This is a genomic window from Pseudomonas sp. TE3911, from assembly GCF_054062775.1.
Genome location: NZ_JBSSFP010000001.1, coordinates 3143972 through 3169372 on the forward strand (window position 1 = coordinate 3143972; position 25401 = coordinate 3169372).

A 25401-nucleotide genomic window follows, 5' to 3' on the forward strand; every position below is an offset into this window, starting at 1 on the left:
GGTGCCGATGTCATTTCGGAGACATCGATATGGGCATCTTGCTGGAATCAATGGATAAAGAAACCGCAGATTACATGGTACCGGCCCTTCAGCGCGGCTTGAGTATCCTGAGCATGTTCGACGCCAATGTCCGCTCCCTTTCAATTAATGACATTGCCAGGCAACTGGGCATTACCCCCTCGTCGTGCTACAGAATCCTGTTCACCTTGACCGAGATGGGCTACTTGAATAAATCGGGGGCCTACTACGAGTTGGGTGCCAGTGTTATCAGCGCAGGCTTCAGCTATCTGGCCAGCCGCGACCTAGTCGATGTAGCCATGCCCTACCTGAATCGGTTACGCGATCACACTTCGCTTTCCAGCCATCTGAGCATCAGGGAGCAGACGGAGAGTCTTTACATTTACCGGGCATTCGCCGTGCAGCGACTTTCAGTGAACATCCCCATTGGAACTCGCATCGCTTGCCATTGCACAGCGATGGGGCGAGTGCTCCTCTCAGGCCTGAACGAAGCCGAGGTGGACTCGCTGTACCAGAACGTCCGCCTGGACGACTACCCTGCGCCCTCAGCACGCACGCTGACGGAGCTCCAAATCATGCTCGCAGGGGATCGTCATCGTGGCTGGGTGGTCCATCGATCTGACTACTCAACCTCGTTGGCGGCGGGGATCAAGGACCACACCGGTCACATCATCGCGGCAGCGAACCTCTCAGGTCCGGATGCAGTCATGGATACACCGGGCACTCAAGAGCACCTGTTGGAGAAATTGTTAAGCGCTACCCAAGCAATATCAACTGCCTTGGGCGCACCTCAAAAATGAAGGCCGATGGGTACTGTCATGACGAAGACCACCCGATGACGAACAACAAACGTCACGCTGGCCCCAAATACAAAACGCCCTCTGCGATTGCAGAGGGCGTTTTGTTCAGCTACGACATCGGGACAAAAACCGCGCCTGATTGCCAGCCCCTTTCAACGTTGTTTCAGTTCGAAAGCTTGTAACCCACTTCTCCATGGGACGACAAATCCAGGCCATCAATCTCTTGCTCTTCGTCGACTCTAAGGCCGCTACAGACAAGACTGGCGAGCTTATACGCGATCCAGCTGGTAATAGCGGAAAAGGCGATGCTGAATGACAGGACGCCACCATTGACCAGCATCTGATCGACCAAATTGCGCCCCCCTGTAAACCCTAGCCCGCCCAATGAGGTTAGGGCAAATACAGGCGTTAATACCCCCCCAATGATTCCACCGACCCCGTGTACGCCGAAAACATCGAATGCATCATCCAGTCCTAGGCGAGGCTTTAATTTCTCCACGGCCCACAGGCAAATCGGAGCGACGATAAAGCCCAGCATAATGGCACCCATCGGGCCGACAAAACCGCATGCTGGTGTGACGGCCACTAACCCTGCGATGGCCCCGGAAACTCCGCCTAGCATGCTCGGCTTGCCGCGATGCCGCCACTCGGCAAACAGCCAGCCTAGCGCTCCAGCGGCGCTGGCGAGCATGGTATTGACGATGACCAAGACCGCAAAACCGTTCGCCATCAGCGCGCAACCTCCGCAGAAACCCAACCAGCCAACCCATAGCATTGAGCCGCCCGTCATGGTCATAGTCATGTTGTGCGGTGCTAAAGCGGAAGTTCCAAAACCACGGCGTCGGCCGAGCAGGTAGGCCCCCACGAGGGAGGCAATCCCTACGTTGACGTGGACCACATTGCCGCCTGCGAAATCCTGAGCGCCAAGATCGAAAACCCATCCTCCCCCCCATGCTATATGAGCCATGGGGATGTAATTGATGGTGAGCCAGATGGCCATGAAGACTAATACCGCTGAAAATTTCATTCGCTCAGCGCTTCCTCCGACGATAATCGCCGGCGTGATTGCGGCAAATAGCATCATAAAAAGAAAGTAAAGCAGTTCAGGGATAGTGCCCTGCAGGGATTGCGGGCCAACGCCCCTCAGAAACAGCTTGTCGAATCCACCGATCCAGGCCTGCCATTCCCCACCGGAAGTAAACGTCAGGCTATAGCCATAGATTGCGAACAGCACGGACATCAATGACGCGACAGAAAAAACCTGCATCAAAACGGAGAGAACATTCTTGCTACGCGCCAAACCGCCATAAAAAAGCGCCAAGCCTGGCAAGGTCATCAGCAAAACGACTAATGAACATGTCACAACGAAAGCTGTGTCGCCGCTATTAAGCATCGGTGCATCCTCCGAAGCTCGTACTGCACCGGAGGACGAGGCAAACAAGATAAAGGTCAGCACTTTGGATCGTCGGAATGCAGAAATATCGAGCATAGATGGACTCCTTATATTGATTACTTTCGACGTCGACGACGTCTGACAAGTCGACTCAGCGAGATTGGCGGTACTTCCCGTTGGGAAATATTTTTTCTCACCAAGAAAGCAATCAGCCTGCCATCTACATCTCCTCTACCTCCAAGGAGGTATCGTTAGCCCCTAAACTTGCTACTGAACGGCGGTAACGCAATGTTAACGTGCGGAAGCTCGCAGCAACCCGTCTGACGAAATGAAACGAAATGGTGCATTTCTAGAACCAATATCACTATTCCAGGCGTACCTGTTACACAAGGCGGATGAGAGGCCCGTTAGCATCAATCGTAATATCGCGAGATGGACTCTAAATCACAACCGCTGTGTTAGGACGTCAATGGTTGGCAGCATCGGCTCAATTAACATCGCAATGCTACCCAGGTAGACACAATCTCTGGTTGGTTTAACTTTCCAGATCGTGATTCGTATACCGCTCAAGATCGATCAGCTGCATCAAGCTAATAAAAAAGATACAAGTGATCTCGATCCTTTTAAGTCGAATATGACTCTACAACGCACATACTGGTTTCTGAGCCGGCAATACCATCAAAACAGTCTCACTGAATCCGCAGTGAACGATAAGTAGGCCTGTGAACAATGCTCAAAACTGATATCAATCCATTTCCGATTAGTAACCCACACAATAGGGCGCCAATCATTCGTGAATGGCAAACGTTACGTTATGGCACTTGGGACACGGTAGTCGCCAGTAGGAGTACGCGTTGACCCTCCTTTAGTCAGCTTGCGGGCAGTTAGAAGATCGCTCCCGCGATTTCCGGCGAGCACCGTGCACTTCCAAGCAGGCAGCCGCAGCACAAACTGTGAGGAACATTGCCATTATCCAAGGCTCATGGCTCGACAGCAGCCCTAATAAAACCCCAGCCAAGCCACCGACGGCATATTGCAAAACACCGAATAATGCAGAAGCCGCACCGTGACGCCCCTCGCCGTGCTCCATCGCCAGCGCAATCACGTTGCCCCAGACCAAACCTAGACTCCAAATTGCCCCACACAATGGAACAACTATTAAAAGGAATTTCTCCGACGTGAGGCATATAGCCAATAAGATTGCTGTCAATGCGAAGTGAACATGAAGCGTACGATGTAACACTGTTAAAGCAGAGTATTTGCGCAAAAGAAAAAAATTTATCATACCCGTGAGAAGCATCCCTAAACCGTTCAAAGCGAGAAACCAGCTGAATTCCTCGGGGCTGACGTGGAATGACTCAATAAAAACGAAAGGAGCGCTCCCTATATAGGAAAACAACCCGGCCGTAACGAACGCACTCGCCATTGTGAAGTTCATGTATTTTCGACAACGCAGCAAGCTGCAGTAGTCGCGAATGGTTTTGCTCATGACTCCCGTTGACCGGCCCTCAGGCACCAGTGTTTCGGGCACAAAAAAGAACACACAAACCAGACATATAAGTCCGAACACCAAAAGTACCCAAAACACACTTCTCCAGTCCCAATGCGTAAGCAACGCTGAACCTGCCAAGGGAGCAAATATCGGGGCCACACTCATTATATGCATAAGTATTGTGTAGATCTGCGCCGCGGAGTCACTAGAGTATCGATCCGCAACGATAGCGCGAGGCACCACCAGCCCTGCCGCAGCGCCAACAGCTTGTAAAAATCGACCGATTAGCAAGACTTCGATAAAGGGTGCCGTAAGGATGAGCAATGTACCTGCGACAAAAAGTGCCATACCGAGCATCAACGGCCATCGTCTTCCATAACGATCAGCCATAGGACCGACGCATGCTTGGCCTATAGCGAGCCCTATCAGAAAAATGGTAAGACTCGCCTGAACACGCCCCGCAGTAGTTCCAAAGTGCATCTGGATCGAGGGCATAGCTGGCAGGTACATATCAATCGCAATGGCGTCGATAGCAGTGAGCAATCCGAGGACTGCGATCAGGACTATAGAACGGATGCGGACTGTATCAAAGTACATAACGGGACACTCATTTCGTTGTTTGCACACGATTCTCTTGTGCAAGGGTGGGCCGAAAAAGCGACACTGATATATCGTGTGAAAATAGCAAGGGTAATCGCATTTGACCTACTGCTACTTCAAAGTAACAGCAAAAAACCAGTTCGGCTTGGCAATGTCTAGCTTGAACTCGTGCATCCCCGATAATTACCCAAGTGTTTTCGTACAGAACGTGTAGCATCCGTCCGAAACAACCACCGCGCGTCTTGCGGAATCGATGAAATTTAGTTGAGGGATTGCACGTGACGCTCGATTACGGTCAAACACAAACCTGATCCTTCGTCAATCAAGTTCATTTCGCTAAGCGTGAAGGACCCCTGCTAAACTGACCGGTAGCGGCTTGCGATCAATATCCCGTTAGAATAATGAATGAGCAGCGTCAATTCCGACACGATTCCAGGTTGCTCTTAGAATGCGTATTGTCTGCAAAGAAACCGTTGAGGCAGTCGGCTACTTGTGTCCTGGCGGTACGGTCGAAAATAGTGCCTTGTCCCTGGAACATCACTACCTTCGAAGTGCTTCTGGAGGGCACTGGAAACTATGCACTACGCTATCGGAACGACTCATTCACAAACCTAAAAATGATTGATCGAATCCATGTGTTCCCAATTGCTTCACGAGCGGACTCATTTATTGTGCGGAGTGTCAATGCGCAAAAGCTGACAAGAATGAGAGAGGGCTATAAAAGCCCTCTCAAGTAACTCAGCCAGGAATGACTCCTTCCGAGTACATGTCCGCTGCGATTCTCCAACCTTGAGATTCAAGCTTCCAAACGAAGAGGCTCTTCATGTTGAAAGCTTCACCATCCTTTGGCTGAACGCTCCAAGTCACCCATGTGTAAGCGACAGTGGGCACCAGTGCACGCAGTCGATCGATACGTATACTGGCCGAACGAGTGTCACCTAACATGCCGGCAACGAGCTCAGCTAAAGCGGTGCTTCCTGAGTAGAGCTCAGGGGTACCCGCTCCAGTGATTTCGGTGTCATTGGTGTAAAGTTCCTTCACGATTCCTGAAGCATCCTGTTCTTTCCAGAGCGCCTCAAGGACATCCAGACGCTCTCTGAGAGCAACGTTCAATTCATTCGACTGTTGCATTGTAAAAAACCTCTTCTTTTAAGATTAGAAATCAGGTATCAACGACGTCCGTTAAAATAACCGCCGAGTTGATGGGTGACCTTGCCGAAGGTACAAATCAGTGAACGAAATTGTTCCTTTCCATAAATTTGGGTACGAGGAATTGAGCTCATGACGTCGTAATGCTTCGACCCCCCCATGATCCCCTCAGCAAGCACCCGACTTACTACGTGGCTTGGCGTAACGCCAAAGCCTGAATAGCCCTGCACGTAGAATGCATTCGGTCGTCCAGGCAGCGTGCCGATTTGCGGAAAAAGGTTTGCCGAACACTCCATCGGCCCCCCCCATGCGAGATCGATTTTCACGTCTTTCAAGTAGGGAAAAATATTCAACATCAACTTCCGATTCCATTCCTTCAAGTTGTTAGGGATGTAATCGACGAGGTATGTCGCGGCACCGAAAAGCAGCCGATTTTCATTAGTGACCCGAAAGTAGTCGATCACCGGTCGGATATCACTGAATGCACCGCGAATCGGACTGATTTGCTCGATCAATGCATCGGAAAGAGGTTCGGTAACCAGTTGAAAGGCATATGTACTGATCATGGTCTTATGCAGCTCTGGCTCAAGACGATCAAGGAAAGCGCCGCAGGACCAAAGGATTTTCTTTGCTCGCACCGAGCCCTTAGCCGTACGGACCTTGATGGTATCCCCGTAGGTCACTTCCAAAACCGGAGTATTTTCAAATACGCGGCCACCGTGACTAACAAGCGCCTCAGCCTCGCCCAGCAACAAGTTCAAAGAGTGAATATGACCATTGCCCATATGCATCAACGCGCAGCTGTAGGCGTCCGAACCAATGATTTTCCTGACATCGGCGCCCTCCAGATAAGCAATTTCGCAATCTGGACTTAGTTCTTTATATTCTTTTTCCCAAGCTTGCAGCAGTTTGCCTTGGCGCTTATTAAAACCAAGGTAACCATAGCCATGACGAAAATCCGCATCGATACCGTATTTATTTATACGGCTTTTGATAATTGCGGCACCTTGGTCGCTGATCTCGAAAATGGCACGAAGACCATCTTCGCCGACATCTTTACGGATTTTTTCCAGGTCATGACCTATCCCTGCCATGACATGTCCGCCATTTCGTCCCGACCCTCCGAACCCTAAGTATCGTGCCTCCAGGACAACGACGTTCTTGACGCCTCGCTCCGCCAGTTCAAGTGCAGTATTGACACCGGAGAACCCGCCACCGATCACAACTACATCAGCCTCGATGTCCTGTTCAAGGTCGGGAAATTTCAGATCGTACTTACGAGTAGCCGTATAGTAAGTAGTTGGCGTTTCTACAGAGAGCATGATATTTCCTCACAACAGTACGTTGATCAAATCATCAATTAGGCGTCGGGACGGAATCAAGTTTTGTTCTTATTCGTCGATGACACCAAATCGGTCTCTTGTTTCAATGCCTACAGGGAGGGTGCTATGCGATATAACGAAACGCAAACCGCCCTCTGACCGGAGCCGACGGCACCAGGGCCGTACCCTATTCAAGGCCTGCGGCCGTCTGATCGAATCGGCAGCATCCAATAGAGCGCCCCATAGAAATTCAAGAGACACCCTTATTAAAACCCCGGTTTAGTCAATGCGCCATGAGCTACAGAGTCAATTAGTTGACCGAGACTGCCATGTGGGGTGAGCCAGCATAGAAATCCACTACGGACGACGCAGCCTAGATAGTTAACATGTTACCAAACGAACCAGGCGCTCTCGCCATGTGGGAATTTTCGGCCACTTTTCTGGCCTTTCTTCGGCAGCATCAGGTTGAAGAAGTCCGATTGACTCAACCTAATACGTAACTCATTGAAATTAAAGAAAAATAAATTAATATCAATTAACAAATATTAGGCCTGTTTTTTGCTTGGATAGCTTATGTGCAACCCGATCCACGCAAAATCGCTTCCGAGCAGCGCACTGGGTCGCTAGAAAAAGACGCGTAATACCGTCCAAGGTTTATTCAATTTGAGTGTTCGGGCTGGAAAGAGGTCGAAATGAACAACGTAATGCATACTGGCGAGCAGGGCTTTGAAGAGTGGAACCAATACCTGTCCACAAGCTGCGGAACCTTTCGAGCTGAACCACCATTAGAGCAGGGCTCGGCTACATTTGTAGGCAGCATCATCTCGTCCCCTAGCGTTAACGCACTTTGCCCTGGCTCAAGAATCATCAGTAACTGTCATCACATTCACCGACACCAGAGTGATATCCGCCGCGACGATCGGGATTTCTATTATCTGGTGATGCAAATGAATGGTTCTGGAGTAATGTGCCAGAATGATGGCCAGACGCTTCTGAAACAGAATGACCTCGTACTCCTGGACGTTAACAAACCGTGCGACTTCTATTTCACAGGTCTCTCGGACCAACTGTCACTGATCATTCCCCGTCGCTATATCGAGTCGCGATTCCGAAATCGCGAAATATTGCTCAATCACCGCATTGAGGCAAATTCCAGGCTGGGATCACTCATTGGAATGCTTGCTCAACAACTCTTCGACGTGGGAGAGGCCGAGACGGAGGAGTCGGAAGCGATACTTGACGCCCTGCTAACCCTGATGAAGCCTAGCGTGAGGGAAAGCACACCGCTCACACACATGTATCAGCAACAGACTCAGTCATTGATGCTTCAGAAAGCTAAAGTGTGCATCGAGAAAGAGTTAATTAATAACGCACTTTCTCCCTCAATGATTGCTGATCAGGTCGGAACGTCAGTTCGCAATCTTCATCGTTTATTCGCAAGCTGCGACACCACAATCGGTCGCTACATTCTGGAAAGAAGACTCGAACAGTGTGCAGACGATCTCAAGAACGAAGGTGCCCACGAAAAGGTTTCCAGTGTTGCGTACAATTGGGGTTTCAGTGACGTGAGCCATTTTTCCCGCTCCTTCAAGGCCAGATTCGGCATGTCACCGAGAGAGTTTCGCATGCGAAAAACCACCTACTCGTAACCTTTATCATCAGGGACTTTAGATCTGACGCTGCTCATTTTTTAATTGTGCAGCATGAGATCAAGACTGAAACATACTAAAGAAGAGCGCTCTCAAGTGGTCGAACCGCCAGCTTGCCCCTTAAGTTCCCCACAATTTAATTTCATAAAGCAGTAACCAATTTAAAAAACCAAAAACGAAGTTTTTAGCTTTGTTCTGCCGATATAAAACCTTCAAAATTGCGATTAACTAAAAACTTAAGTGCTGACTAAAACGCCTATATAAACTTTAAAGTGTGCTTTTTCAAAGTAAGCAGCGACTCAGTATAGCCTTCCCTAAAACAGGAAGCCGCCACTTGATGATCACGCAAAAACCAAGACGTCGCCTCGATAATCTCTGGGAGATCTCAAATACTGTTTCTTGAATATTTTGCTGAAATGTGCCGAGTCCGAAAACCCCCAGCGGTATGCAATTTCCGTAATACTTTCATGGCGCAGACAAGGATTAGCTAAATCTCGGGCACATCGTTGCAGCCGCTCTCTCTGAATAAAACGACAAACACTGTCTCCAGTATTTTCAAAAGAGCGGTATAAATGTCTGATCGATATTCCTAACTTATTAGCCATCCATTCTGGGCTTAAATCGAGCCGATGCAAGTGATCGCATACCATTCGTTCAATTTGGCGCCGAAAATCATTGGTTTGAAAAATTTCCTCAAGGCCGTTACCATTTGGGCGCTCCACTAATGTAGGCTGGACCAACGCAACTAAAGCATCCTGCATTCCTACCCCATCATCACTTGTGAAATATCTATCGTGATCAAATATAATCTGATTGACGAGTGAACGTAATAACCGCCCACTAGGACAATTAGTTTGTAATTTACCGGACAGTGCCCCATGGATTTTGAGAGACCGTACTCGATCACGCGAAACAGAAATTGACACTTGCTCAATAAGACCTTGCGGCTCGACGCTACACTCACCTGCCTGATCCATTATCGCCATCTCGCCAGGTGCCAGCTCCACTGACTGCCCATCCAGATGTAGCTGGCAAAATCCTTTGCGTTGCACAACCAGGAAGCAATATTGATCATCGGCATTGTCGACGCTTTGCCGAAATTTGGCAATTCGTCCAGCATTCGTGCGAAGCTCAGCAAAGCCAACGCCGCCAAGATCACGCTGGATCATCTCCCCTATAAACAAGGAGTGCTCACTTCGAGGGTAGGTAGTAAAGGAGCCGCATGCGCTTCGAATTGCTTTATCCCAGCGCACTGCTTCGGACTGCAGCCCATCTTGGCTCATGATTGGCTCTCTTAGCGGCTGTCATGCCGGCTTTTCTTGGATTTATAGCGATAGTTAACATGTTATTTAGTAGAAAATCAACTACCGCCCGCTTACCTATTTCCAAGCAAAAATCGTGACAACCCCATAAAAAAGCCGCGACCATTTCTGGATTGCGGCTTCGGGTCTGAGCTTTTTCAACGCAAATCGTCACACCTCATGAAGGATTCTTGACAGGTTGCGATACAGCTCTGGACGTGCCAATTTGAACCACCATGCAGTGAGCAATCCGACCACTCCCACGGCTAGCATTCCCAATGGGATTGCCTCGTTAAAAACTGACTCCCCTCCCGTTAAAAGAGGCATGTTAGTAACTATTACTATCAACCCGCACGCCAAAGATATCGCGCTCGCTGCCGGAGCCAGCAGGCGCTGCCAAAGATTAGTGCCATGGCTCTCACGATGGAAAAAGCGAATAACCGCCATTGAGGTTAACAATTGTACCGAGACAATCCCGATTGTTGCAGGCGCACTTGAAATGGGTAGCACCTGGGTCATCGGATCTACATGAAGGGCACCAAACACGACAAGAACCACAACACAGAAGAGCGTCTGGCAAGCGCTCGCTACGTAAGGCGTCTGATGAGCTTGATGGGTGCGTGCAAACCGGTGCCATAGAATACCTTCGCGCCCCATTGCAAACAGATATCTTGACAAGGAATTATGAAAGCTCAGCAGTACCGCGAACAAACTGGTAATTAGCAGGATGTTCATTGCATCAGCCAAGCCTGGCCCTACCAACTTGGTCGCCAGCGCAAACCAGATCCCACCCGCATCCTGAGTCACGCCTGCAACTATCTGGTCAGGCCCCACAGCTACTACGAGAAGCCAGGAAGAGACAGCGAAAAATCCCATGATAATCAGCAAAGCCACATAGGTCGCTCTCGGCAAAGTTCGAGCAGGATTTCGAGCTTCCTCAGCATAGATAGCCGTAGTTTCAAAACCCATGAACGCAGCTCCGACAAAAACCAGCGCAGCTCCAAACCCGGGCACGAACACATTACTTGGCTCGAATGACGCAACGCTATAACCGGATGGCCCTCCTCCGTGATAAACAACTGCTGCGTCGAAGACAATTATCACTGCCATCTCCGCGAGCATCAGGATTCCTAAAAACCTGCCATTAAACTCTACATTCCGAGTGCCAAAAAACTGTACCAGCACTGCGATCACGATAGACACCGCCCACCATGGTGCTGGCAGCCCTAAATGAGCTAACGATTCGGCACTAAAGAAACCTATCAATGCATAACAAGCGACCTGCATTCCGGCATACGCCACTATGGCCAAAAATGCTGAGGCGGTCCCTAACGGTCGCCCTAGCCCCGTCGAAACGTAGGCATAAAATGCTCCGGCATTTCGAATGTGACGCCCCATCGCGACAAAACCGACCGCGAAAAGCAGGTAGGCCAGGCCCACCACCAGAAAGGTGCCAGGTATTCCTATACCGTTCCCCATCTGAATGGCAGTTGGAACGGCTCCAATCAGACCCGTTAGCGGTCCATTGGTAGCTAGTACAAAGAAAACGATACTCCACATACCGACTGCATTTTTTCGTAATGCACCAGCATTGACACTTGGCGACTCCATAATCGGCCCCTCATTAAAACATTGGAAGGAATGCTGCCAGGAGACATTGCGCTGCAGTCTTCGCTCCGTCTTGTCCATACTGGTACGAGACTTGTTTTTTTCTGCCAGATCGATAAGCCAGCAGTGCCTTTGGCACTCTTAGACGTATGCATGTCAGGGATAACAAAGAATACAGAGCAGTCGTGGCCATAGCCTTTGAGTAGCACCGGGCAATATTTACCCGACTGCCTAGACCAGCTCGCGGCTTGCCGAGTGCCCCCTGTATATAGGTCCTGGAGATTATTATCGTGACACACCAACCAATGCACTCAACGCTGCTCTATCGATCCGTTTCACTGGCGGTACTCGTAGGATTGTCGCCGCTCGCAGGCGCCCTTCAACTCTATGCAGATGGGCAGACCCAGATTGACGCCAAACTGCAGGCAGCCGCCGGAGCGTTCTACAGTAGAGAGAATTACGCTCAATCTGGCACGCGTGCTAAAGGATCTAGCAGCTGGCAAGAATCAGCGTTTCAATATGGATTAGATCTCAAACACTCCTCCAATAGTTTTGGAAATTCTTATGCGGCGCTGAACTGGGTGTCCACAGGGACTTACGGCGATGGAGATCCAGCTGGCTGGTCAAATGGCTCGGAGCGTACAACCAAGATTGAAGACGCATACATAGGTTGGCGGTCTGCCGAACTGTTTCCCCAGCTAGGAACTGACGGGATCGACTTCTCCGTCGGTCGTCAGAATATCGTCATCGGTGACGGCTTCCTCGTATCAGGAGACGCCTTAAATCTTGGCCGCGAGGTCGCCGACGGAAGGCAGAATCGAGGAGGAGCTTATTACCTGACCTCTCGCAAAGCTTTCGACCAGACGGTAGTGCTGCGCCTTGGAGGTAAGCAAGGCTGGCGGAGTGACTTGATGTGGCTGAAGTCAGATAATCCGGGCCAGGCTAAACCAGAGGTAGCTGTAGGTACTCTTGAACACGTGAATGAGAAGGGCACGATAGGCCTGACATATTTAAAAGTGCTTGATACCGATAAGGAACTGGCGGACCTTTTCTTCCCCGAGCGGAAGGGCATGAAGCAATACAGCGTCAGAGCGCAAGGCAACGCAGGTGTTCCTAATCTGTTTTTAGCAGGTGAATACGCCAGGGAACACAAGAGTAGCGGCGAAGAAAATGCCTGGTATATGGAAGCAGGCTGGACGTTTAGCGACCTGCCACTCAAACCAGTTGTGAACTATCGCTACAGCCGTTTCTCTGAAGGTTACGATCCATTGTTTTATGGCAACGGTCGAGCGTTGGGCACCTGGTACCAAGGTGAAGTCGCTTCCAACTACGCAGGTCCATTCAATAGCAATACGCAAGTTCATCATGTCGGCATCAAAGTAGCCGCGGCTCCTTCGGTAAACGTGGGCGCGCTGCTTTATGATTTTTCAACACTCGACCGCAGTCGCAAAAACCTAGATGGGCGAGAGGCAGACCTGTACGCCGAATGGACGATAAATGAACACTTCACCCTATTGCCGCTAGTTGGCTTTTACAAACCCGAAAAAAGCGATGCCAGCGGCGGCACCCAATTGGGTAGCAGCGACACCAACCTCTATGCTCAGGTAATTTTGGCAGCATCGTTCTAAACAATTCGACTTAAGTGCATGGAGGCACTTATGTCGAAACCAAGGCTAACTGGACAATTTATTGGCAGCTTAGCCTGCCCTTGAACTCTAAAGCGTGCAATAAAGTCAGTGCTGTTGCTGATGCAACATTGTCTGAATTTGGTGGGTGGCTTGACGGGTATTCTCAGCTAGCTTGCGCACTTCATCGGCAACTACGGAAAATCCTCGTCCCACATCGCCAGCTCGGGCAGCTTCTATCGCCGCGTTCAAGGCAAGCAAATTGGTCTGATCGGCAATTCCCTTAATTACACCAACCACTGCTGCGATCTGCTCGTACGTTGCCCGGTTCTGTTCGAGCATTTGCTTATGAGTTTCCTGCGCCGAGCGCTCGTCGGTAATGTCCCTAACAGCACCAATGACGCGACTCAATTTCCCCTGCTCATTCTGCACCGCACGCCCACGCTCTCGACACCAAATGTACTCGCGAGTCTTATGACGCATCCGGTATTCATACACGTATTCTCCGCTGCCATTAGGGCTCAGGATTTCACGCTCAAAAACGGCCTGGATCGATGACTGGTCGTCCGGGTGGGTGATACTGAGCTGTGTATCCCAACCATCGGGCAACTCTTGTGGGCCATACCCCATCAACACGCGGAACTGGTTGGAGAACCGCATGCGGCTGCCGGGGTCCTCGATCCGCCCATTCATCACGGTGACGTCCCAACACCCTTCAGTTAGGGTCGACTGCAGAAGCTCCCAAACTTTTGCCTCGCTTTCATGATGGCGAGTGCTCTCATTTAACTGCAGGATTAGCGAGTCCATCTCCTTGATGCGGTGATTTGCTTTTTCGAGTTCCTCACGCAAGCGTTCACCCTTCTGCTCGAACATCTCTAACTGATAAGCCTGACGCGCCACAACCTCTTGAATCTCAAGCAACCCTCGTTCTGTTTTGCACTTTTCTATTTCGAGCTGCTCAAGACTTTGTACCAGCTCACAGTGGGGCTTTATCGATAGCGAATGACGCACTTCAGATACCTGCCCACGCAAGATTCGGTCCAATACTTCAGTTAGCTCACTCACCAGATTACTTTTGTTAAAGAACATGTGTGCACCGTTTGCCATTGAGCCCTTGATTGACGAATCTGAACCCAAGCTCCGATAAATTTCTTGTCCGCTTGCGCCAGTGAAATTGTTCGCTAACGCCAAAAAGACGCAGGTCGAAGCAATTCTTCTTTGGCACTCACCGCCTGGTTCATGGCCGAGAGAGCAAAGTTAAATCTTGACTTTTCCCATAGACTAGTAAAAACCTGATGCATTGATGCTGCACAGGTGCTACGAAAGTATAATGCACAATTCGTCAGGAAACTGATTTCCGATATTCATCAGGCAGTTTTCGAGCATCAATTGCGAATGAAGGCTACCTAAGCCTTGACTCACGGAATCAATATCGGTCGAGATATGAAAGAGATTCGTACGGACAATGATGACTGTTATTTTCTCGTTCACCAATTGCAAGGTTCAGCGACTCTCAACATTGCGGAGTGTGCCGCACAACTTGAGCCTGGCGATATGATTGTACTGAAGGCTGCGAAAAAATCCGAATGTAATTTCCTAAGCTCGCCCTACCAAATATCCATTTGCTTACCGCGCCAGCTTGTCGAAAAAGCTTATTCCGCTCACCCAAAAATCGTGGGCAAAACAATTTCAGGAAGGTCCAACTTAGGCTCGGTTATCGGACCATTCGTGCAAGAACTCTTCACCTTGCTAAACAGTCCGCAAAATGAAGTGGAGGCAATGCACAAAGCGCTATTAGCGTTACTCAGACCTTTCGACGAATAATCAAAGGCACGCTAGATGGGCAACTATGATATTGGCGACCTCAGTAGGCTCTACCGAAGTAGTAGTCAGCACTTCAACCCCAACTCCCCCGATGAGCACCTAGAACTCCGTCGCTGCGTGATGGACTTTAATCTATATGAGCGGTCAGTGTCGTCCTCGGCGTGGAAATGGGCCCAATCCGGCATCGGACGTTGATCACTGGGTACCGTCGGCGCTGGCGGAAATAGACATCGCTCCAGTTCGGCGTCCGACAACGGCGTGGGCCAAGTCAGCACGCAAGCGTTGAAGCGGTGTAGATAATTACCGGCACTGCCGCTGCTGCTGCTGCGCAGACTGGTGGCAATTTTGCGCACGGGCAGGCCGGCGTCGAACTTTAGACGTAGTACCTCTCGGATTTTACGAATGGATATACGCTTCACGACGACCTCTTCGCTTCGAGAAAAGAGGTCGATGGTAGTGAATAATCCTGCGTTGCTGCCTGCCTGAGCGCGGGTCGGATCAGTGAGAGACACTGTCCAGGTGCGCGTGGAATCCCCAGTGACGGCATATCCATCAGCAGAAAGGAGATGCCGCGTTGAGGTTTTACGGTCAAATTAGTGCGCGCTAGAACGAAGTTCCAAGCTTCTAGCGAAAGGAGACAGTGTGACCGCCGTCCACTGCGATGGTCTGGCCGTTGATGTACCCCCCCGATGGCGAAGCCAGCATCACGGCAAGCCCTGCAATTTCGTCAGCCTCACCAAAGCGCTTGGAGGGATTGCGCCCGTTGTACCACTTGACCATGTCAGGGTCCTCCCACTGGGAACGCGCCATCTCGGTCTTGAAAGTCCCCGGTGCGATGCAGTTGGCCGTCACGCCCCGGCTGGCAAATTCATTGGCCATGTTGCGCACCAGTTGCATGTCCGCAGCCTTGGTCAGCCCGTAAGTACCACTGACCGGATCACCCAGCAGGCCGACGATTGAGGCCACGACGATAAAACGTCCATAACCCCGCTCCAGCATGGCCGGCAGGGTCATTTGTGTCAGCCAGATGCTGCTTTGCACATTGACCTGCATGAATTTGTTGAAGGTTTCTTCCTGTAGATCCAGGACCGAGCCGCCCCAGGGATGGATGGCGGCATTGGCCATCACGATGTCGATCCTGCCCCAGGTTGCAAGGGTGGTATCCACCAGATTTTGCAGTTCATTCTTGCGACCAATGTTGCACGGTACGGCGATGGCCTCGCCTCCGGCATCGCGAATCGATTGAGCCGCCGCTTCACAGGCGTCCGCTTTACGGCCAGAAATCACCACCTTGGCGCCATGCTCTGCCATGCCTTTGGCGCTGGCGAATCCAAGGCCGCGGCTTGAGCCGGTAATGACAGCAACCTTGCCGTGGAGATCAAACAGACTGGAGGTCATCTTATTTTTATCCTATTAATTTATTTGCACAGCGAATATTGAATCTGCCATGCGAATCAATGTAGATTACTCGAACGTCGTTTACAATACCGAACTTCGTTCAGGATGATAGCTAGATGGATAAACCCGATAAAGACCGTCAGTACGTCACCGCCCTGGCGCGTGGCTTACAAATTCTGCGGTGTTTTACCTACGACAGGCCTGAACTGACCGCACGTGAACTGGTAGCCATGACGGGGCTGCCGCAACCCACGGTCTGGCGTCTGTGTTACACGCTTGAACGCGAAAGTTTTTTGGTCTGCGCTGGCGAGAACAGCAAGATAGCTTTGGGCCTACCGGCACTTGCGCTCGGTTACGCGGCACTGGTGCGTGCCGAACTGCCCAAGGTCGCCCAGCCCTATATGCAGTCGTTAACAGAGCGCTATCGGATGGGCGCTTCGTTGTCGGTTCGCGATGGCCTGGACATGCTCTATCTCCAACGCACTCACGGTGACTTCGTTTACTTCAATGACCCGGTCGGTGCGCGCCGCCCATTGGCAACCGCACCCACTGGCTGGGCGTGCCTGGCGGCTTATGAGGCTGAGGAACGTGAGGACGTCATGAAGGGCCTGAAAGCAGCAAATCCCAGTGATTGGCCCACGACCCAAGCCAACATCCGGCAGGCGATTGCAGACTACAAGACGTATGGATTCATCCTCAGCATTGGCGTCATGCACCCTCAATTCAACGCCGTGGCGGTACCCATTCGTACCCGGGACACCGGAAAAACATACGGCTTGTCTGCCTCTGGTTTGGCCTTGGATTGGCCGCGTAAAAAAATGCTGGCCATCGGCTCCGAACTGGTTTGAACTGGCGAAAAAACTGTCTCTCGTTTCCAACTGATCCCTTATGCATCGACCCAGGAGTATTGAAATGAACCACCGTAATTCACCGATCCTCGTCACTGGCGGTACAGGTGCCCAAGGCGGGGCAACCGCGCGGGCGCTGCTGGCGGCGGGATATCCCGTGCGGGTTTTGACGCGCTCTCCTGACTCTCCTGCAGCGCAGGCGCTGGTCAAACAAGGGGCAACGGTTGTGGCGGGCGATATGGACGATCCCGCGTCGCTGGTCAGTGCGCTGCAAGGTATTTATGGCGTATTTTCGGTACAGATCCCGGACAGTTCCAACACAGACAGCGAACGTAGGCAGGGCTTCGCGCTGGTGGAGGCTGCCCACCAGGCCGGCGTTCAACACTTCGTGCATACCTCGGTGTGCGAGGCCGGCAAACACACGAGTTTTGCACGCTGGGACAGTGGCTATTGGTGGCAGAAGTACTGGACCGATAAGTGGGACATCGAGGAGCGCGTTCGCCATGCCGGATTCCCATTCTGGACGGTGCTCAAGCCGGCCTTCATGCTAGACAACTTCACCCTGCCCAAAGCCCGGTACATGTTTCCACACCTGGTTGACGGCAAAATCATCACCGCATTCGATCCTCAGACCCGTATGCAATTGACCACGGCAGATGACGTCGGCGCCTTTGCACGAAAAGCGTTTGAATACCCTGAACGGTACAACGGCAAGAGCATCGATCTGGCCAATGAGGCGTTGTCAATGGATGAGGTTGCAGCACTGCTGAGCCGTGTGCTGCACAGAAACATCATCAGTGAGTCGGTCTCCCCCGACGAGGCTATCGCGGCAGGCTTATTTCCAGGTTGGGTGCGTTCGCAGGAGTGGACAAACGAAGTGGGGTATCGCGCTGACATTAACGCGCTGGCTGCCTACGAAGTGCCACTTACACCGCTGGAGCAGTGGGTAAAAAACCATATCAGTGAGTTTCCAGGCTGATTGTAGAGACGCCTGTCGGCGCACGCCCAAACGCTCAAGGAGCCATACATGCCTAATCTTTATGACTTGCCGCCAGAAATTCAGGTGACTGCCGAAGGCGGCCTGCGCTTGATCACCCTCAATCGGCCTGACGACCTCAACGCATCATCTACCGATATGTTATTCGCCTATCCAAAACTGTTTCGCGCCCTGGCCGAAGACAGTGAAGCACGTGTTGCCATCCTGACCGGTGCCGGCCGTGCCTTCAGCGCCGGTGGTGACTTTCAGCACTTCGTCAAGACGCTGGAAGATTCCAACTTTGCGCGGTCGGTGCAGGAAAATGCCCGGCGCACCATCCTCAGTTTCATTGATCTGCCCATTCCGATTATCGCCGCAGTGAATGGCCCGGCCGTGGGGTGGGGCGCGACCATGGCCACCCTGTGCGACATCGTGCTGATGTCGGAAAAATCGTTCATGGCCGAGCCGCACATCAATATAGGCCTGGTCGTGGGCGACGGCATTTCGGTGGCCTGGCCGCTTTACACCAGTTTGTTAAGAGCCAAGGAATTGATCTTCACGGGAGATCGCATCACGCCACAGCATGCCGTGGAGTACGGGCTGGCCAACCGCGTCGTGGCGCCGGAAAAACTCATGGAAGAAGCCCGCGCATTGGCCGAAAAGCTGCTCAAACAACCCAGCCAGGCACTGCGTGAAACCAAAAAAATCATGAACAGCTACCTGCATCGTAGCGCCGCACAAGTGCTCGACACTACTCTGGCGCGGCAGCTCGCAGCCACCTTGAGTGAAGAGCACCACAGCCTCGCGACGGCATTCATTGCCCAGCAAAAACGTACACAGAAGGAGCATTGATCACTTCTAGACCAACCAACTGGCTTTCTGGGAGGCTCAACAACGGGCTGATTTTTCGTCGTCTAACTCATTCAGCAATCCTACCTGGGGAGTTGTCACTCATAAAATATGAGCTATTACTGAACGATGTTCAGATATACACTTTGGTGAAGTCTGGCATCGGGTACCGCTCGTCCTGGTATTCGCCTCTGCCCTGAAAGTGCCCCCTCCATTGTTCAAGGATCGCGCCATGTTGCAAAATCGGATCACACAACTGTTCGGCATCAAATACCCCATCGTTCAAGGTGGCATGCGTTGGGTAGCCCGGCCTGAATTGGTGGCCGCCGTCGGCAATGCGGGGGGCATTGGTTTTCTGTCTGCGCACACCTCGCCTACAGGCGATGCCCTGCGACAGCAGATCGACAAGGTGCGTACTCTGACCGATAAGCCATTTGGCATAAACCTCACCCTTTTACCCCATGCACTTGATCTGGACTATGACGGTTATGTGCGCGCCATCGTCGACAGCCAGGTCAAGTTCGTCGAGACCTCCGGCAATAATCCCGCCCGCTACATCGATCAATTGAAGTCGGCCGGCGTGGCCGTCATTCACAAGTGCGTCACCGTTCGGCATGCGCTTAAAGCTGAAAGTCTTGGGGCGGACGCGGTCTGCATCGATGGTTTCGAGTGCGCAGGTCATCCTGGCGAAGAGGATGTACCGGGACTGGTGCTGATACCGGCTGCCGTACGTCGGTTGAAGATTCCGGTGTTGGCCGCCGGTGGCTTCCACGATGGCCGCGGCCTGGTCACCGCACTGGCACTTGGCGCCGAAGGGATCAAGATGGGCACCCGCTTTCTCATGACCCAGGAATCCCCCGTGCCTGCGAGCATCAAACAGAGCTTTCTGCAAGCCAGCGAGCGCGACACCCTGTTGGTCGGTCGCAGCCAGGGCGACAGCATTCGTGTCTGGCGCAACAGCATCAGTGAACAAGCCGTGGCATTGGAGAAGCAGGGCTCCCCTACTTTCGCCGAGCTGCAACTTCTGACCGGCGCCAAGCGCTGGATGACGGCGATGGAAAACGACGACATTAACGGCGGGGCACTGCCCATCGGCATGGTCGTCGGATTGATTGATGACCTGCCCACGTGCGCGCAGTTGATAGAACGTATCGTCCAGCAAGCCCGCGAGATTATCGGCTATCGATTGCCGTCATTGCTGGCGATGGATTGAGCCCCTAGCGTCGGCCATTGCCGGCGCTGTTGACATTGAATCGGGACCCCGGCAGTAGCGCTTTTCGATCCTCTCGATAAGCGTTTGGGTCGCCTCTACATCCAGGTCAATTGTGCCGAGTCCTACAGGAAAACCAGTCGTACGCGGCAACGCGGGCATACCATTGGCATGCCGCGCTGCACGTTCTGGATGGGGGAAATCAAACTCTGCCGTTGACCGCGATCGACGCGCCAGTGATTGCAGACGCTGCGTCAGACGCCAAAAACAGAATCACCTGGGCGATCTGTGAAGGCTGGACCCATCGTGTGAAGTCAGCATCTGCCATGTCTGTTCTGTTCTGCGGCGTATCGATAATCGACGGCAAGATCGCGTTGACGGTGACCCCTTGATCCTTCAGTTCTTCGGCCACCGCCTCGGTCAGTCGCATCACCCCGGCCTTGGACGCGGCATAAGCCCCCATGCCCAAGGCTGCCTTGCTGGCAGCACCGGCTGCAATGTTGACGATGCGCCCTGCTCCACTCGCCTTCAGATGGACAAGTGAGGCTTTGCAGGCCGTCGCGGCAGTACGCAGGTTCATCTGGTACAGCAGATCCCAGGTCGCCAGATCGCCGTCCTCCAGCGTTTCCCAGCGAAACCCGCCCGCGACGTTAATCAGCGCATCCACACGTCCAAAGTGCGCCTGGACCTTGGCCAAGGCACTGTTTGCCGCGGCCAGATTCGTCAGGTCCACATCGCCCAGCAACAACTGCCCGCTGAACTCGGCGCTGATCGCCGGCTGAGCCTGCGCCGCCCGATCTACCAGCGCCACCTGCCAGCCTGCCTGTACGAATGATCGGCCTACTGCAACACCCAGGCTGCCGAAGCCGCCCGTAATCACCGCGGTCTTACTCATATCAGATGCCCTTTTTCAATACAGTGAGTGTCAGCGGCCCTTGAATACCGGTTTACGTTTTTCCCGGAACGCATTGACTGCTTCCTGATGGTCTTCGGTCTGGTTGGACAAGGCCTCGTAGGCGAACGAGGCATCGATCACCGAGCTGACGATCTGCTTGAGGCTGATGTTGACGGCAAGCTTGGTCCACTGAATGGCTTTCGAGGCGCCCTGGGCCAGCTTGAGCGCCATCGCCTGAACGGTTTCGTCAAGCTCTTCGGCCGTGACGGCATGGTTGATCAAGCCGATACGGGCTGCCTCTTCGCCGGTCAATGCCTCGCCCGTCAGCAGATACTCCTTGGCCTTCGCATAACCGATCAGTTGCGGCCAGATGGCCGCGCCGCCATCACCGGCGACAAAGCCCACGCTGACATGAGGATCACCGATTTTGGCGGTTAACGTGGCGTAGGTCAGGTCACAGAAAAGCGCCAGGGTGGCGCCCAGGCCGATGGCATGACCGTTGATTTTGGCAATGATCGGTTTAGGGCAATCAAGCATCGAAAAGAGCAGTTGCTTGCCACGGCGCATGCCGTCGATGAATCGCTGGGGCTCATCAATGACCAGTTGCATTTCTTCAAGGTCGCCGCCCGCGCTGAAAGCACGGCCGGCACCGGTCAGGATCACCACGCGGGTCTGGTTGTCGTATCCGGCTTCGGTGAACACTCTGCCCAGTTCCTCATCCATGTCCGCATCAACGGCATTGAGTGAGTCAGGACGGTTGAAGGTGATCGTCAAAATACCGTTTTCATCGCGTTCCAGCTTGAGCGCTTTATAACTTGAAAAATCCATTCGGGTATCCTTTTGGCAGTAGGTTGACGCCCTGGACGTCTATCGCGTTAAGGTGCAGGGCAATCAGACTTCGACCATGGTGAAGTCCACTTTGGCGGCACCACATTCAGGGCACATCCAGTCTTCGGGAATATCTGCCCAGCGCGTCCCGGGGGCGATGCCCTCTTCGGGCAGACCCAAGGCTTCGTCATAAAAAAAACCGCAGAAAATGCATTGCCACTGTTTCATCTCGACTCCTTAGATAACGTCCCAGACCAGCGGCAAATGGAGCACCCCATTCACCGCCCCTGACGCCGTACGCGGTTGCTCGCCTGGCTTCACGCGAAAATCTGGAATGCGCTTGAGCCATTCCTGCAGGAACACCTTGATCTCGGTGCGGGCCAGAAACGACCCGGGGCAGCGGTGCGGACCATTGCCGAAGGCTGCGTGGATCACTGGCTTGCGTGTCAAGTCGACATCCATGGGATCGGCAAAGCGGCGTTCATCCAGACCGAAAAGCGCATTCGGAACCTGAATCTGATCGCCGTCTTTGAGCGGCACACCTTTGAAGTCGAAATCGCCGGTCACGACCCGCGCGGTATTGGTGACCCCGTGACGACGAATCAATTCGTCGACCGCGGTATTGATCAATTGGGGATCGTCAACCAATTGCTGCCTTTTAGTTGGGTGATCGGCCAGGAAGCGGCAGATAAAACTCATCATTGAAGCAACGGTGTCCAAGCCACCGAACAGCACCACAATCAGCATGCCAAACATGCGCTCGGGCCGAATCGGTTCACCGTCGATCTGCGCATTGACGATCAGGCTGATCACATCGTTGCCAGGCTTGAGCGTCCGTTCCTGAATCCATTTTCCAAGGTAGCGTTGCAGTAAAACCTGCGACTCGATGCGCTCTTGCAACGTGCCGCGTACGGCCATCTCCGCCATATCCAGCAACTCAAGGCGATCACTGCTGGGCAGGTCCACCAGGCGCAAAAAAATCAGTATCGGCAACATTTTGGCGAAGTCGTTGACGAACTCACACTGACCACTCGCCTGAAAACCTTCGATCAACTCGATGGTCAGCGCCCTGATATCGTCTTCCATCGAGGCAATGGCCTGCGGCAGGAAAGACGGTGTGATCAACGCTCGATAAGCCGTATGTTCCGGAACATCCAATTCCAGTGGAACCAGAGTGATTTGCGGCGTAGCCGGGATGTTTACGATGCGATGAGAGAAACGAGCACCATCTTTCTGAATGACTTCAATATCCTCTGCGCGGGTGGCGATCCAGTGCCCACCGTTATAAGGCGACCAGACAATGTCAGGGCCGTCATGCAGCACCTTCCAGGCGAGGTGCACGTCGGTCTCGGCTCCCACCGGGTGAAGGTAGTCGAAATCAATGACCAGATGGGGTGGGACATGCGCTGGCACTGTCCAGTGATCAGGATAAGTCACGTTACTTCCCTCCTCTGCCGCCTTGGGTCACAAAAGCGGCTGTTATTGTTGTTTTTATTAACGTCGTAAGCGACGAACTCGATTCCAATTACGGCTACTGCCAGCTTTAAACAGGGTCCCAGGTAAAGACATCGCCGGAGCGATCCACGGGAATGAAGGAGCCTTTCAACGCGGGCATACCGTGCTCAGCCAGGGTTTCAGGGGTCCAGCCTTCCGAGCGCTGTACCGATCGGATCGGTCGCGGCTGGCTCATCAAAAATATCTCGTTATTACGCACCGCAAAGACCTGAGCGTTGACCTCAGCAGCCTGGTCACTGGCCAGATACACGCAAATGGGGGCGATTTTTGCCGGCGTCATCTGTTTGATTTTTTCGACGCGGGCCTGCTGCTCTGGCGTATCGGTGGGTATGGCGCCAATCATGCGACTGAACGCGAAAGGCGCGACACAGTTCGACCGAACATTGAATTTTTGCATATCCAGGGCGATGGACTTGGACAACGCCATGATGCCCAACTTTGCGGCGTTGTAGTTGGCCTGACCCAGGTTGCCGATCAGGCCAGAGGTAGAAGTCATGTGCACGAAGCACCCCGACTCCTGCTCCTTGAAATAGTTGGCGGCAGCGCGGCTGACGTAGAAGGTGCCGTAGAGATGGACCTTGAGCACCGCGTCAAACTCTTCGGCTGTCATTTTGTGAAAAAAACGGTCACGCAGAATGCCTGCGTTGTTGACCACGACGTCGATCCGCCCATAGGTTTGCACCGCCTGCTCGATCAGCCTGGCCGCCGCCGCCGGGTCGGAAACACTGTCGGTATTGGCCACGGCATCGCCGCCGGCGGCCCTGATCTCATCCGCAACTTTCTGCGCGGGCCCGACATCCAGCCCCTCACCACTGACAGAGGCCCCCACATCGTTGACCACCACCTTGGCACCGTATTTCGCCATGAGCAGTGCAATGTCTCGCCCAATCCCGCCACCGGAGCCCGTGACGACCACCACCTTGCCCTTCACCATATCCGTCATGCCTGATCCCTCGATCGTGAATACGCATCACCTGTAATCCCGGACAGGCTCACAGCAGCGAGCAGATAGCCGCAATTTAAGGTGATCACTCGCTGCAGAATACTGAACAGCATTCACATATGCAAACAAATAAGCCGTTCAGAAAGCGCCAAAAAAAACTGCACACTGAGCAAATTCCTTCTATAAATACGCCATAGGCTCATAAAATCTTGGCTACAACGCAGCATTTACAGGGCGTTCAAGATCAAAGGGAATTGTTAAACGGTATTTGGTATGATGCACAACTACTTCAAGCAGTACCGTTGCATGCGATGGCCTAGACATCAGTACAACGATTTTGATCAATCATGGAAAAGGTAATACACGTGGATAGTGCTGAATCTCAAGTATCCATGGGCCCACGCTCTGTAACGCGGATCCTGGGCCTGTTCGAAACCCTGGCCAAGGCCGTCGACGGCCTTTCTCTGGCCGAATTGAGCGTGACTCTGGAATCCCCGAAAAGCAGTCTGTTAACGCTGCTGCGTCCGCTGGTCGCTGAAGGCTATCTCAGCCATGGCAGCAATCGTTACCGGCTTGGTCCGTTTATATACCGGCTGGCGGGAGACATCCTGGCCACCCGCAACTTCCCCAAGCTGATGCGCCCCTATCTCGAAGAGCTGGCCGTCAAGTCTGGCGAAAGCGTGTACCTGTCCGTGATCGATATGGAGTCACAGATGGTTACCCACATCGACGGTATCGACTCACAGAACCCGGTGCGTTACGTTTCGCCGCTGGGTGCTCCACGTCCCCTCCACTGCACAGCCCCTGGTCGTCTGTTGTTGGCTTATCAGGATGAGCGTAGCCAGGAAGCCTACCTCAAGTCCGCCAAGCTGAAGGCCATGACTTGGCGCACCATCACAGATCGCAGCACGTTGAAAAAGCAGCTGAAAGAGATTCGTGAAACCGGCGTCTCCATCAGCATCAGCGAGCTCAGTGAAGGCGCCGCCGGCATTGCAGTACCGGTCCACAACACCGACGGTACAGTCGCTGCAGCGTTGGTGATCGCAGCACCTGCCGAACGCATGCAGCACAAACTCAATGAGCTGCGCGAGCTACTGATCTCGGTAGGCACCGCCGCATCCGGTCTGCTCGGTCACGCATGAGCGACCGCTGAAACAC

General features: G+C 52.8%; 22 protein-coding genes and 1 pseudogene. 9 read left to right on the top strand and 14 right to left on the bottom strand.

The genetic code is table 11. From position 1 onward, the window contains the following. Positions 1-29: 29 nt before the first annotated feature. Complete coding sequence (locus ACVWXD_RS14065; protein ID WP_183701959.1) at positions 30-818, top strand: IclR family transcriptional regulator; 789 nt, start codon at positions 30-32, stop codon at positions 816-818. A gap of 163 nt (positions 819-981) precedes the next feature. Here the strand turns inward: ACVWXD_RS14065 and ACVWXD_RS14070 are convergent, their stop codons facing one another. From ACVWXD_RS14070 to ACVWXD_RS14085, 4 genes are all read right to left on the bottom strand, one after another. Continuing rightward, entirely contained in the window at positions 982-2211 is a 1230-nt protein-coding gene (locus ACVWXD_RS14070; protein ID WP_457371592.1) for an ammonium transporter, read from the bottom strand. A gap of 865 nt (positions 2212-3076) precedes the next feature. Beyond that, entirely contained in the window at positions 3077-4300 is a 1224-nt protein-coding gene (locus tag ACVWXD_RS14075; protein WP_183701963.1) for a multidrug effflux MFS transporter, read from the bottom strand. A gap of 741 nt (positions 4301-5041) precedes the next feature. Further along, positions 5042-5434: a nuclear transport factor 2 family protein gene (locus ACVWXD_RS14080; protein WP_183701965.1), complete on the bottom strand. Its 393-nt coding sequence runs from the start codon at positions 5432-5434 to the stop codon at positions 5042-5044. A gap of 38 nt (positions 5435-5472) precedes the next feature. Then, positions 5473-6774, bottom strand: coding sequence for an NAD(P)/FAD-dependent oxidoreductase (locus tag ACVWXD_RS14085; RefSeq protein WP_068578942.1), 1302 nt, complete (start codon positions 6772-6774; stop codon positions 5473-5475). A 692-nt stretch (positions 6775-7466) separates the two neighbouring features. Between ACVWXD_RS14085 and feaR (ACVWXD_RS14090) the strand changes: the two genes are divergently transcribed. Continuing rightward, a complete protein-coding gene (gene feaR, locus ACVWXD_RS14090) occupies positions 7467-8423 on the top strand; it encodes a transcriptional regulator FeaR (protein ID WP_183701967.1) in 957 nt (318 codons plus the stop codon). Between the two features lie 341 nt (positions 8424-8764). Here the strand turns inward: feaR (ACVWXD_RS14090) and feaR (ACVWXD_RS14095) are convergent, their stop codons facing one another. Continuing rightward, the gene (feaR, locus tag ACVWXD_RS14095; RefSeq protein WP_183701969.1) at positions 8765-9706 is read right to left on the bottom strand and encodes a transcriptional regulator FeaR; all 942 of its coding nucleotides are present in this window, start codon (positions 9704-9706) and stop codon (positions 8765-8767) included. 189 nt (positions 9707-9895) lie between these two features. Next, positions 9896-11335 (bottom strand): APC family permease, encoded by a 1440-nt coding sequence (locus ACVWXD_RS14100; protein ID WP_183702315.1) that lies wholly within the window; start codon positions 11333-11335, stop codon positions 9896-9898. A 302-nt stretch (positions 11336-11637) separates the two neighbouring features. On the opposite strand from ACVWXD_RS14100, the gene ACVWXD_RS14105 reads away from it, so the two are divergent. Further along, the gene (locus ACVWXD_RS14105; RefSeq protein WP_183702318.1) at positions 11638-12960 is read left to right on the top strand and encodes a hypothetical protein; all 1323 of its coding nucleotides are present in this window, start codon (positions 11638-11640) and stop codon (positions 12958-12960) included. A 105-nt stretch (positions 12961-13065) separates the two neighbouring features. Here ACVWXD_RS14105 and ACVWXD_RS14110 read toward each other — a convergent pair whose 3' ends face one another. Further along, positions 13066-14046, bottom strand: a complete 981-nt coding sequence (locus ACVWXD_RS14110) for a methyl-accepting chemotaxis protein (RefSeq protein WP_183701971.1) — start codon at positions 14044-14046, stop codon at positions 13066-13068. Between the two features lie 354 nt (positions 14047-14400). Between ACVWXD_RS14110 and ACVWXD_RS14115 the strand changes: the two genes are divergently transcribed. After that, a complete protein-coding gene (locus ACVWXD_RS14115; protein ID WP_183701973.1) occupies positions 14401-14781 on the top strand; it encodes an AraC-like ligand-binding domain-containing protein in 381 nt (126 codons plus the stop codon). Between the two features lie 155 nt (positions 14782-14936). On the opposite strand, the pseudogene ACVWXD_RS14120 reads toward ACVWXD_RS14115, so the two are convergent. Next, positions 14937-15200 (bottom strand): annotated as a pseudogene (locus ACVWXD_RS14120) (IS21 family transposase); the annotation flags it as partial. Positions 15201-15405: 205 nt separating this feature from the next. Next, positions 15406-16179, bottom strand: a complete 774-nt coding sequence (locus ACVWXD_RS14125; protein ID WP_183701975.1) for a glucose 1-dehydrogenase — start codon at positions 16177-16179, stop codon at positions 15406-15408. Positions 16180-16295: 116 nt separating this feature from the next. Between ACVWXD_RS14125 and ACVWXD_RS14130 the strand changes: the two genes are divergently transcribed. The 4 genes from ACVWXD_RS14130 to ACVWXD_RS14145 all read left to right on the top strand — a co-directional run bounded on the left by ACVWXD_RS14130 (position 16296) and on the right by ACVWXD_RS14145 (position 20065). Then, on the top strand, positions 16296-17027 hold the full coding sequence (locus tag ACVWXD_RS14130) for an IclR family transcriptional regulator (RefSeq protein ID WP_457371129.1): 732 nt from the start codon (positions 16296-16298) through the stop codon (positions 17025-17027). 64 nt (positions 17028-17091) lie between these two features. After that, positions 17092-18006, top strand: a complete 915-nt coding sequence (locus ACVWXD_RS14135; protein WP_457371130.1) for an NmrA/HSCARG family protein — start codon at positions 17092-17094, stop codon at positions 18004-18006. A 48-nt stretch (positions 18007-18054) separates the two neighbouring features. Then, the gene (locus ACVWXD_RS14140) at positions 18055-18855 is read left to right on the top strand and encodes an enoyl-CoA hydratase/isomerase family protein (protein WP_183701982.1); all 801 of its coding nucleotides are present in this window, start codon (positions 18055-18057) and stop codon (positions 18853-18855) included. A gap of 229 nt (positions 18856-19084) precedes the next feature. Beyond that, complete coding sequence (locus tag ACVWXD_RS14145) at positions 19085-20065, top strand: nitronate monooxygenase (RefSeq protein ID WP_183701984.1); 981 nt, start codon at positions 19085-19087, stop codon at positions 20063-20065. Between the two features lie 199 nt (positions 20066-20264). On the opposite strand, the gene ACVWXD_RS14150 is transcribed toward ACVWXD_RS14145, so the two are convergent. The 5 genes from ACVWXD_RS14150 to ACVWXD_RS14170 all read right to left on the bottom strand — a co-directional run bounded on the left by ACVWXD_RS14150 (position 20265) and on the right by ACVWXD_RS14170 (position 24243). Beyond that, on the bottom strand, positions 20265-20957 hold the full coding sequence (locus ACVWXD_RS14150; protein WP_183701986.1) for an SDR family NAD(P)-dependent oxidoreductase: 693 nt from the start codon (positions 20955-20957) through the stop codon (positions 20265-20267). Positions 20958-20987: 30 nt separating this feature from the next. Beyond that, a complete protein-coding gene (locus ACVWXD_RS14155; RefSeq protein WP_183701988.1) occupies positions 20988-21785 on the bottom strand; it encodes an enoyl-CoA hydratase-related protein in 798 nt (265 codons plus the stop codon). A gap of 63 nt (positions 21786-21848) precedes the next feature. Further along, the gene (locus ACVWXD_RS14160; RefSeq protein ID WP_053136117.1) at positions 21849-22013 is read right to left on the bottom strand and encodes a rubredoxin; all 165 of its coding nucleotides are present in this window, start codon (positions 22011-22013) and stop codon (positions 21849-21851) included. Between the two features lie 9 nt (positions 22014-22022). Next, positions 22023-23222, bottom strand: coding sequence for a cytochrome P450 (locus tag ACVWXD_RS14165; protein WP_183701990.1), 1200 nt, complete (start codon positions 23220-23222; stop codon positions 22023-22025). Between the two features lie 106 nt (positions 23223-23328). Beyond that, the gene (locus tag ACVWXD_RS14170) at positions 23329-24243 is read right to left on the bottom strand and encodes an SDR family NAD(P)-dependent oxidoreductase (protein WP_221214849.1); all 915 of its coding nucleotides are present in this window, start codon (positions 24241-24243) and stop codon (positions 23329-23331) included. 365 nt (positions 24244-24608) lie between these two features. Here ACVWXD_RS14170 and ACVWXD_RS14175 point away from each other — a divergent pair, with 365 nt between their 5' ends. Continuing rightward, entirely contained in the window at positions 24609-25385 is a 777-nt protein-coding gene (locus ACVWXD_RS14175) for an IclR family transcriptional regulator (protein ID WP_457371131.1), read from the top strand. The last annotated feature ends 16 nt before the right edge of the window (positions 25386-25401 follow it).

Bases quoted from the DNA above. Each gene is read 5' to 3' on its own strand.
- ACVWXD_RS14065 (WP_183701959.1), top strand. From the start codon at position 30: ATGGGCATCTTGCTGGAATCAATGGATAAAGAAACCGCAGATTACATG.
- ACVWXD_RS14070 (WP_457371592.1), bottom strand. From the start codon at position 2,211: ATGCTTAATAGCGGCGACACAGCTTTCGTTGTGACATGTTCATTAGTC.
- ACVWXD_RS14075 (WP_183701963.1), bottom strand. From the start codon at position 4,300: ATGTACTTTGATACAGTCCGCATCCGTTCTATAGTCCTGATCGCAGTC.
- ACVWXD_RS14080 (WP_183701965.1), bottom strand. From the start codon at position 5,434: ATGCAACAGTCGAATGAATTGAACGTTGCTCTCAGAGAGCGTCTGGAT.
- ACVWXD_RS14085 (WP_068578942.1), bottom strand. From the start codon at position 6,774: ATGCTCTCTGTAGAAACGCCAACTACTTACTATACGGCTACTCGTAAG.
- feaR (WP_183701967.1), top strand. From the start codon at position 7,467: ATGAACAACGTAATGCATACTGGCGAGCAGGGCTTTGAAGAGTGGAAC.
- feaR (WP_183701969.1), bottom strand. From the start codon at position 9,706: ATGAGCCAAGATGGGCTGCAGTCCGAAGCAGTGCGCTGGGATAAAGCA.
- ACVWXD_RS14100 (WP_183702315.1), bottom strand. From the start codon at position 11,335: ATGGAGTCGCCAAGTGTCAATGCTGGTGCATTACGAAAAAATGCAGTC.
- ACVWXD_RS14105 (WP_183702318.1), top strand. From the start codon at position 11,638: ATGCACTCAACGCTGCTCTATCGATCCGTTTCACTGGCGGTACTCGTA.
- ACVWXD_RS14110 (WP_183701971.1), bottom strand. From the start codon at position 14,046: ATGTTCTTTAACAAAAGTAATCTGGTGAGTGAGCTAACTGAAGTATTG.
- ACVWXD_RS14115 (WP_183701973.1), top strand. From the start codon at position 14,401: ATGAAAGAGATTCGTACGGACAATGATGACTGTTATTTTCTCGTTCAC.
- ACVWXD_RS14125 (WP_183701975.1), bottom strand. From the start codon at position 16,179: ATGACCTCCAGTCTGTTTGATCTCCACGGCAAGGTTGCTGTCATTACC.
- ACVWXD_RS14130 (WP_457371129.1), top strand. From the start codon at position 16,296: ATGGATAAACCCGATAAAGACCGTCAGTACGTCACCGCCCTGGCGCGT.
- ACVWXD_RS14135 (WP_457371130.1), top strand. From the start codon at position 17,092: ATGAACCACCGTAATTCACCGATCCTCGTCACTGGCGGTACAGGTGCC.
- ACVWXD_RS14140 (WP_183701982.1), top strand. From the start codon at position 18,055: ATGCCTAATCTTTATGACTTGCCGCCAGAAATTCAGGTGACTGCCGAA.
- ACVWXD_RS14145 (WP_183701984.1), top strand. From the start codon at position 19,085: ATGTTGCAAAATCGGATCACACAACTGTTCGGCATCAAATACCCCATC.
- ACVWXD_RS14150 (WP_183701986.1), bottom strand. From the start codon at position 20,957: ATGAGTAAGACCGCGGTGATTACGGGCGGCTTCGGCAGCCTGGGTGTT.
- ACVWXD_RS14155 (WP_183701988.1), bottom strand. From the start codon at position 21,785: ATGGATTTTTCAAGTTATAAAGCGCTCAAGCTGGAACGCGATGAAAAC.
- ACVWXD_RS14160 (WP_053136117.1), bottom strand. From the start codon at position 22,013: ATGAAACAGTGGCAATGCATTTTCTGCGGTTTTTTTTATGACGAAGCC.
- ACVWXD_RS14170 (WP_221214849.1), bottom strand. From the start codon at position 24,243: ATGACGGATATGGTGAAGGGCAAGGTGGTGGTCGTCACGGGCTCCGGT.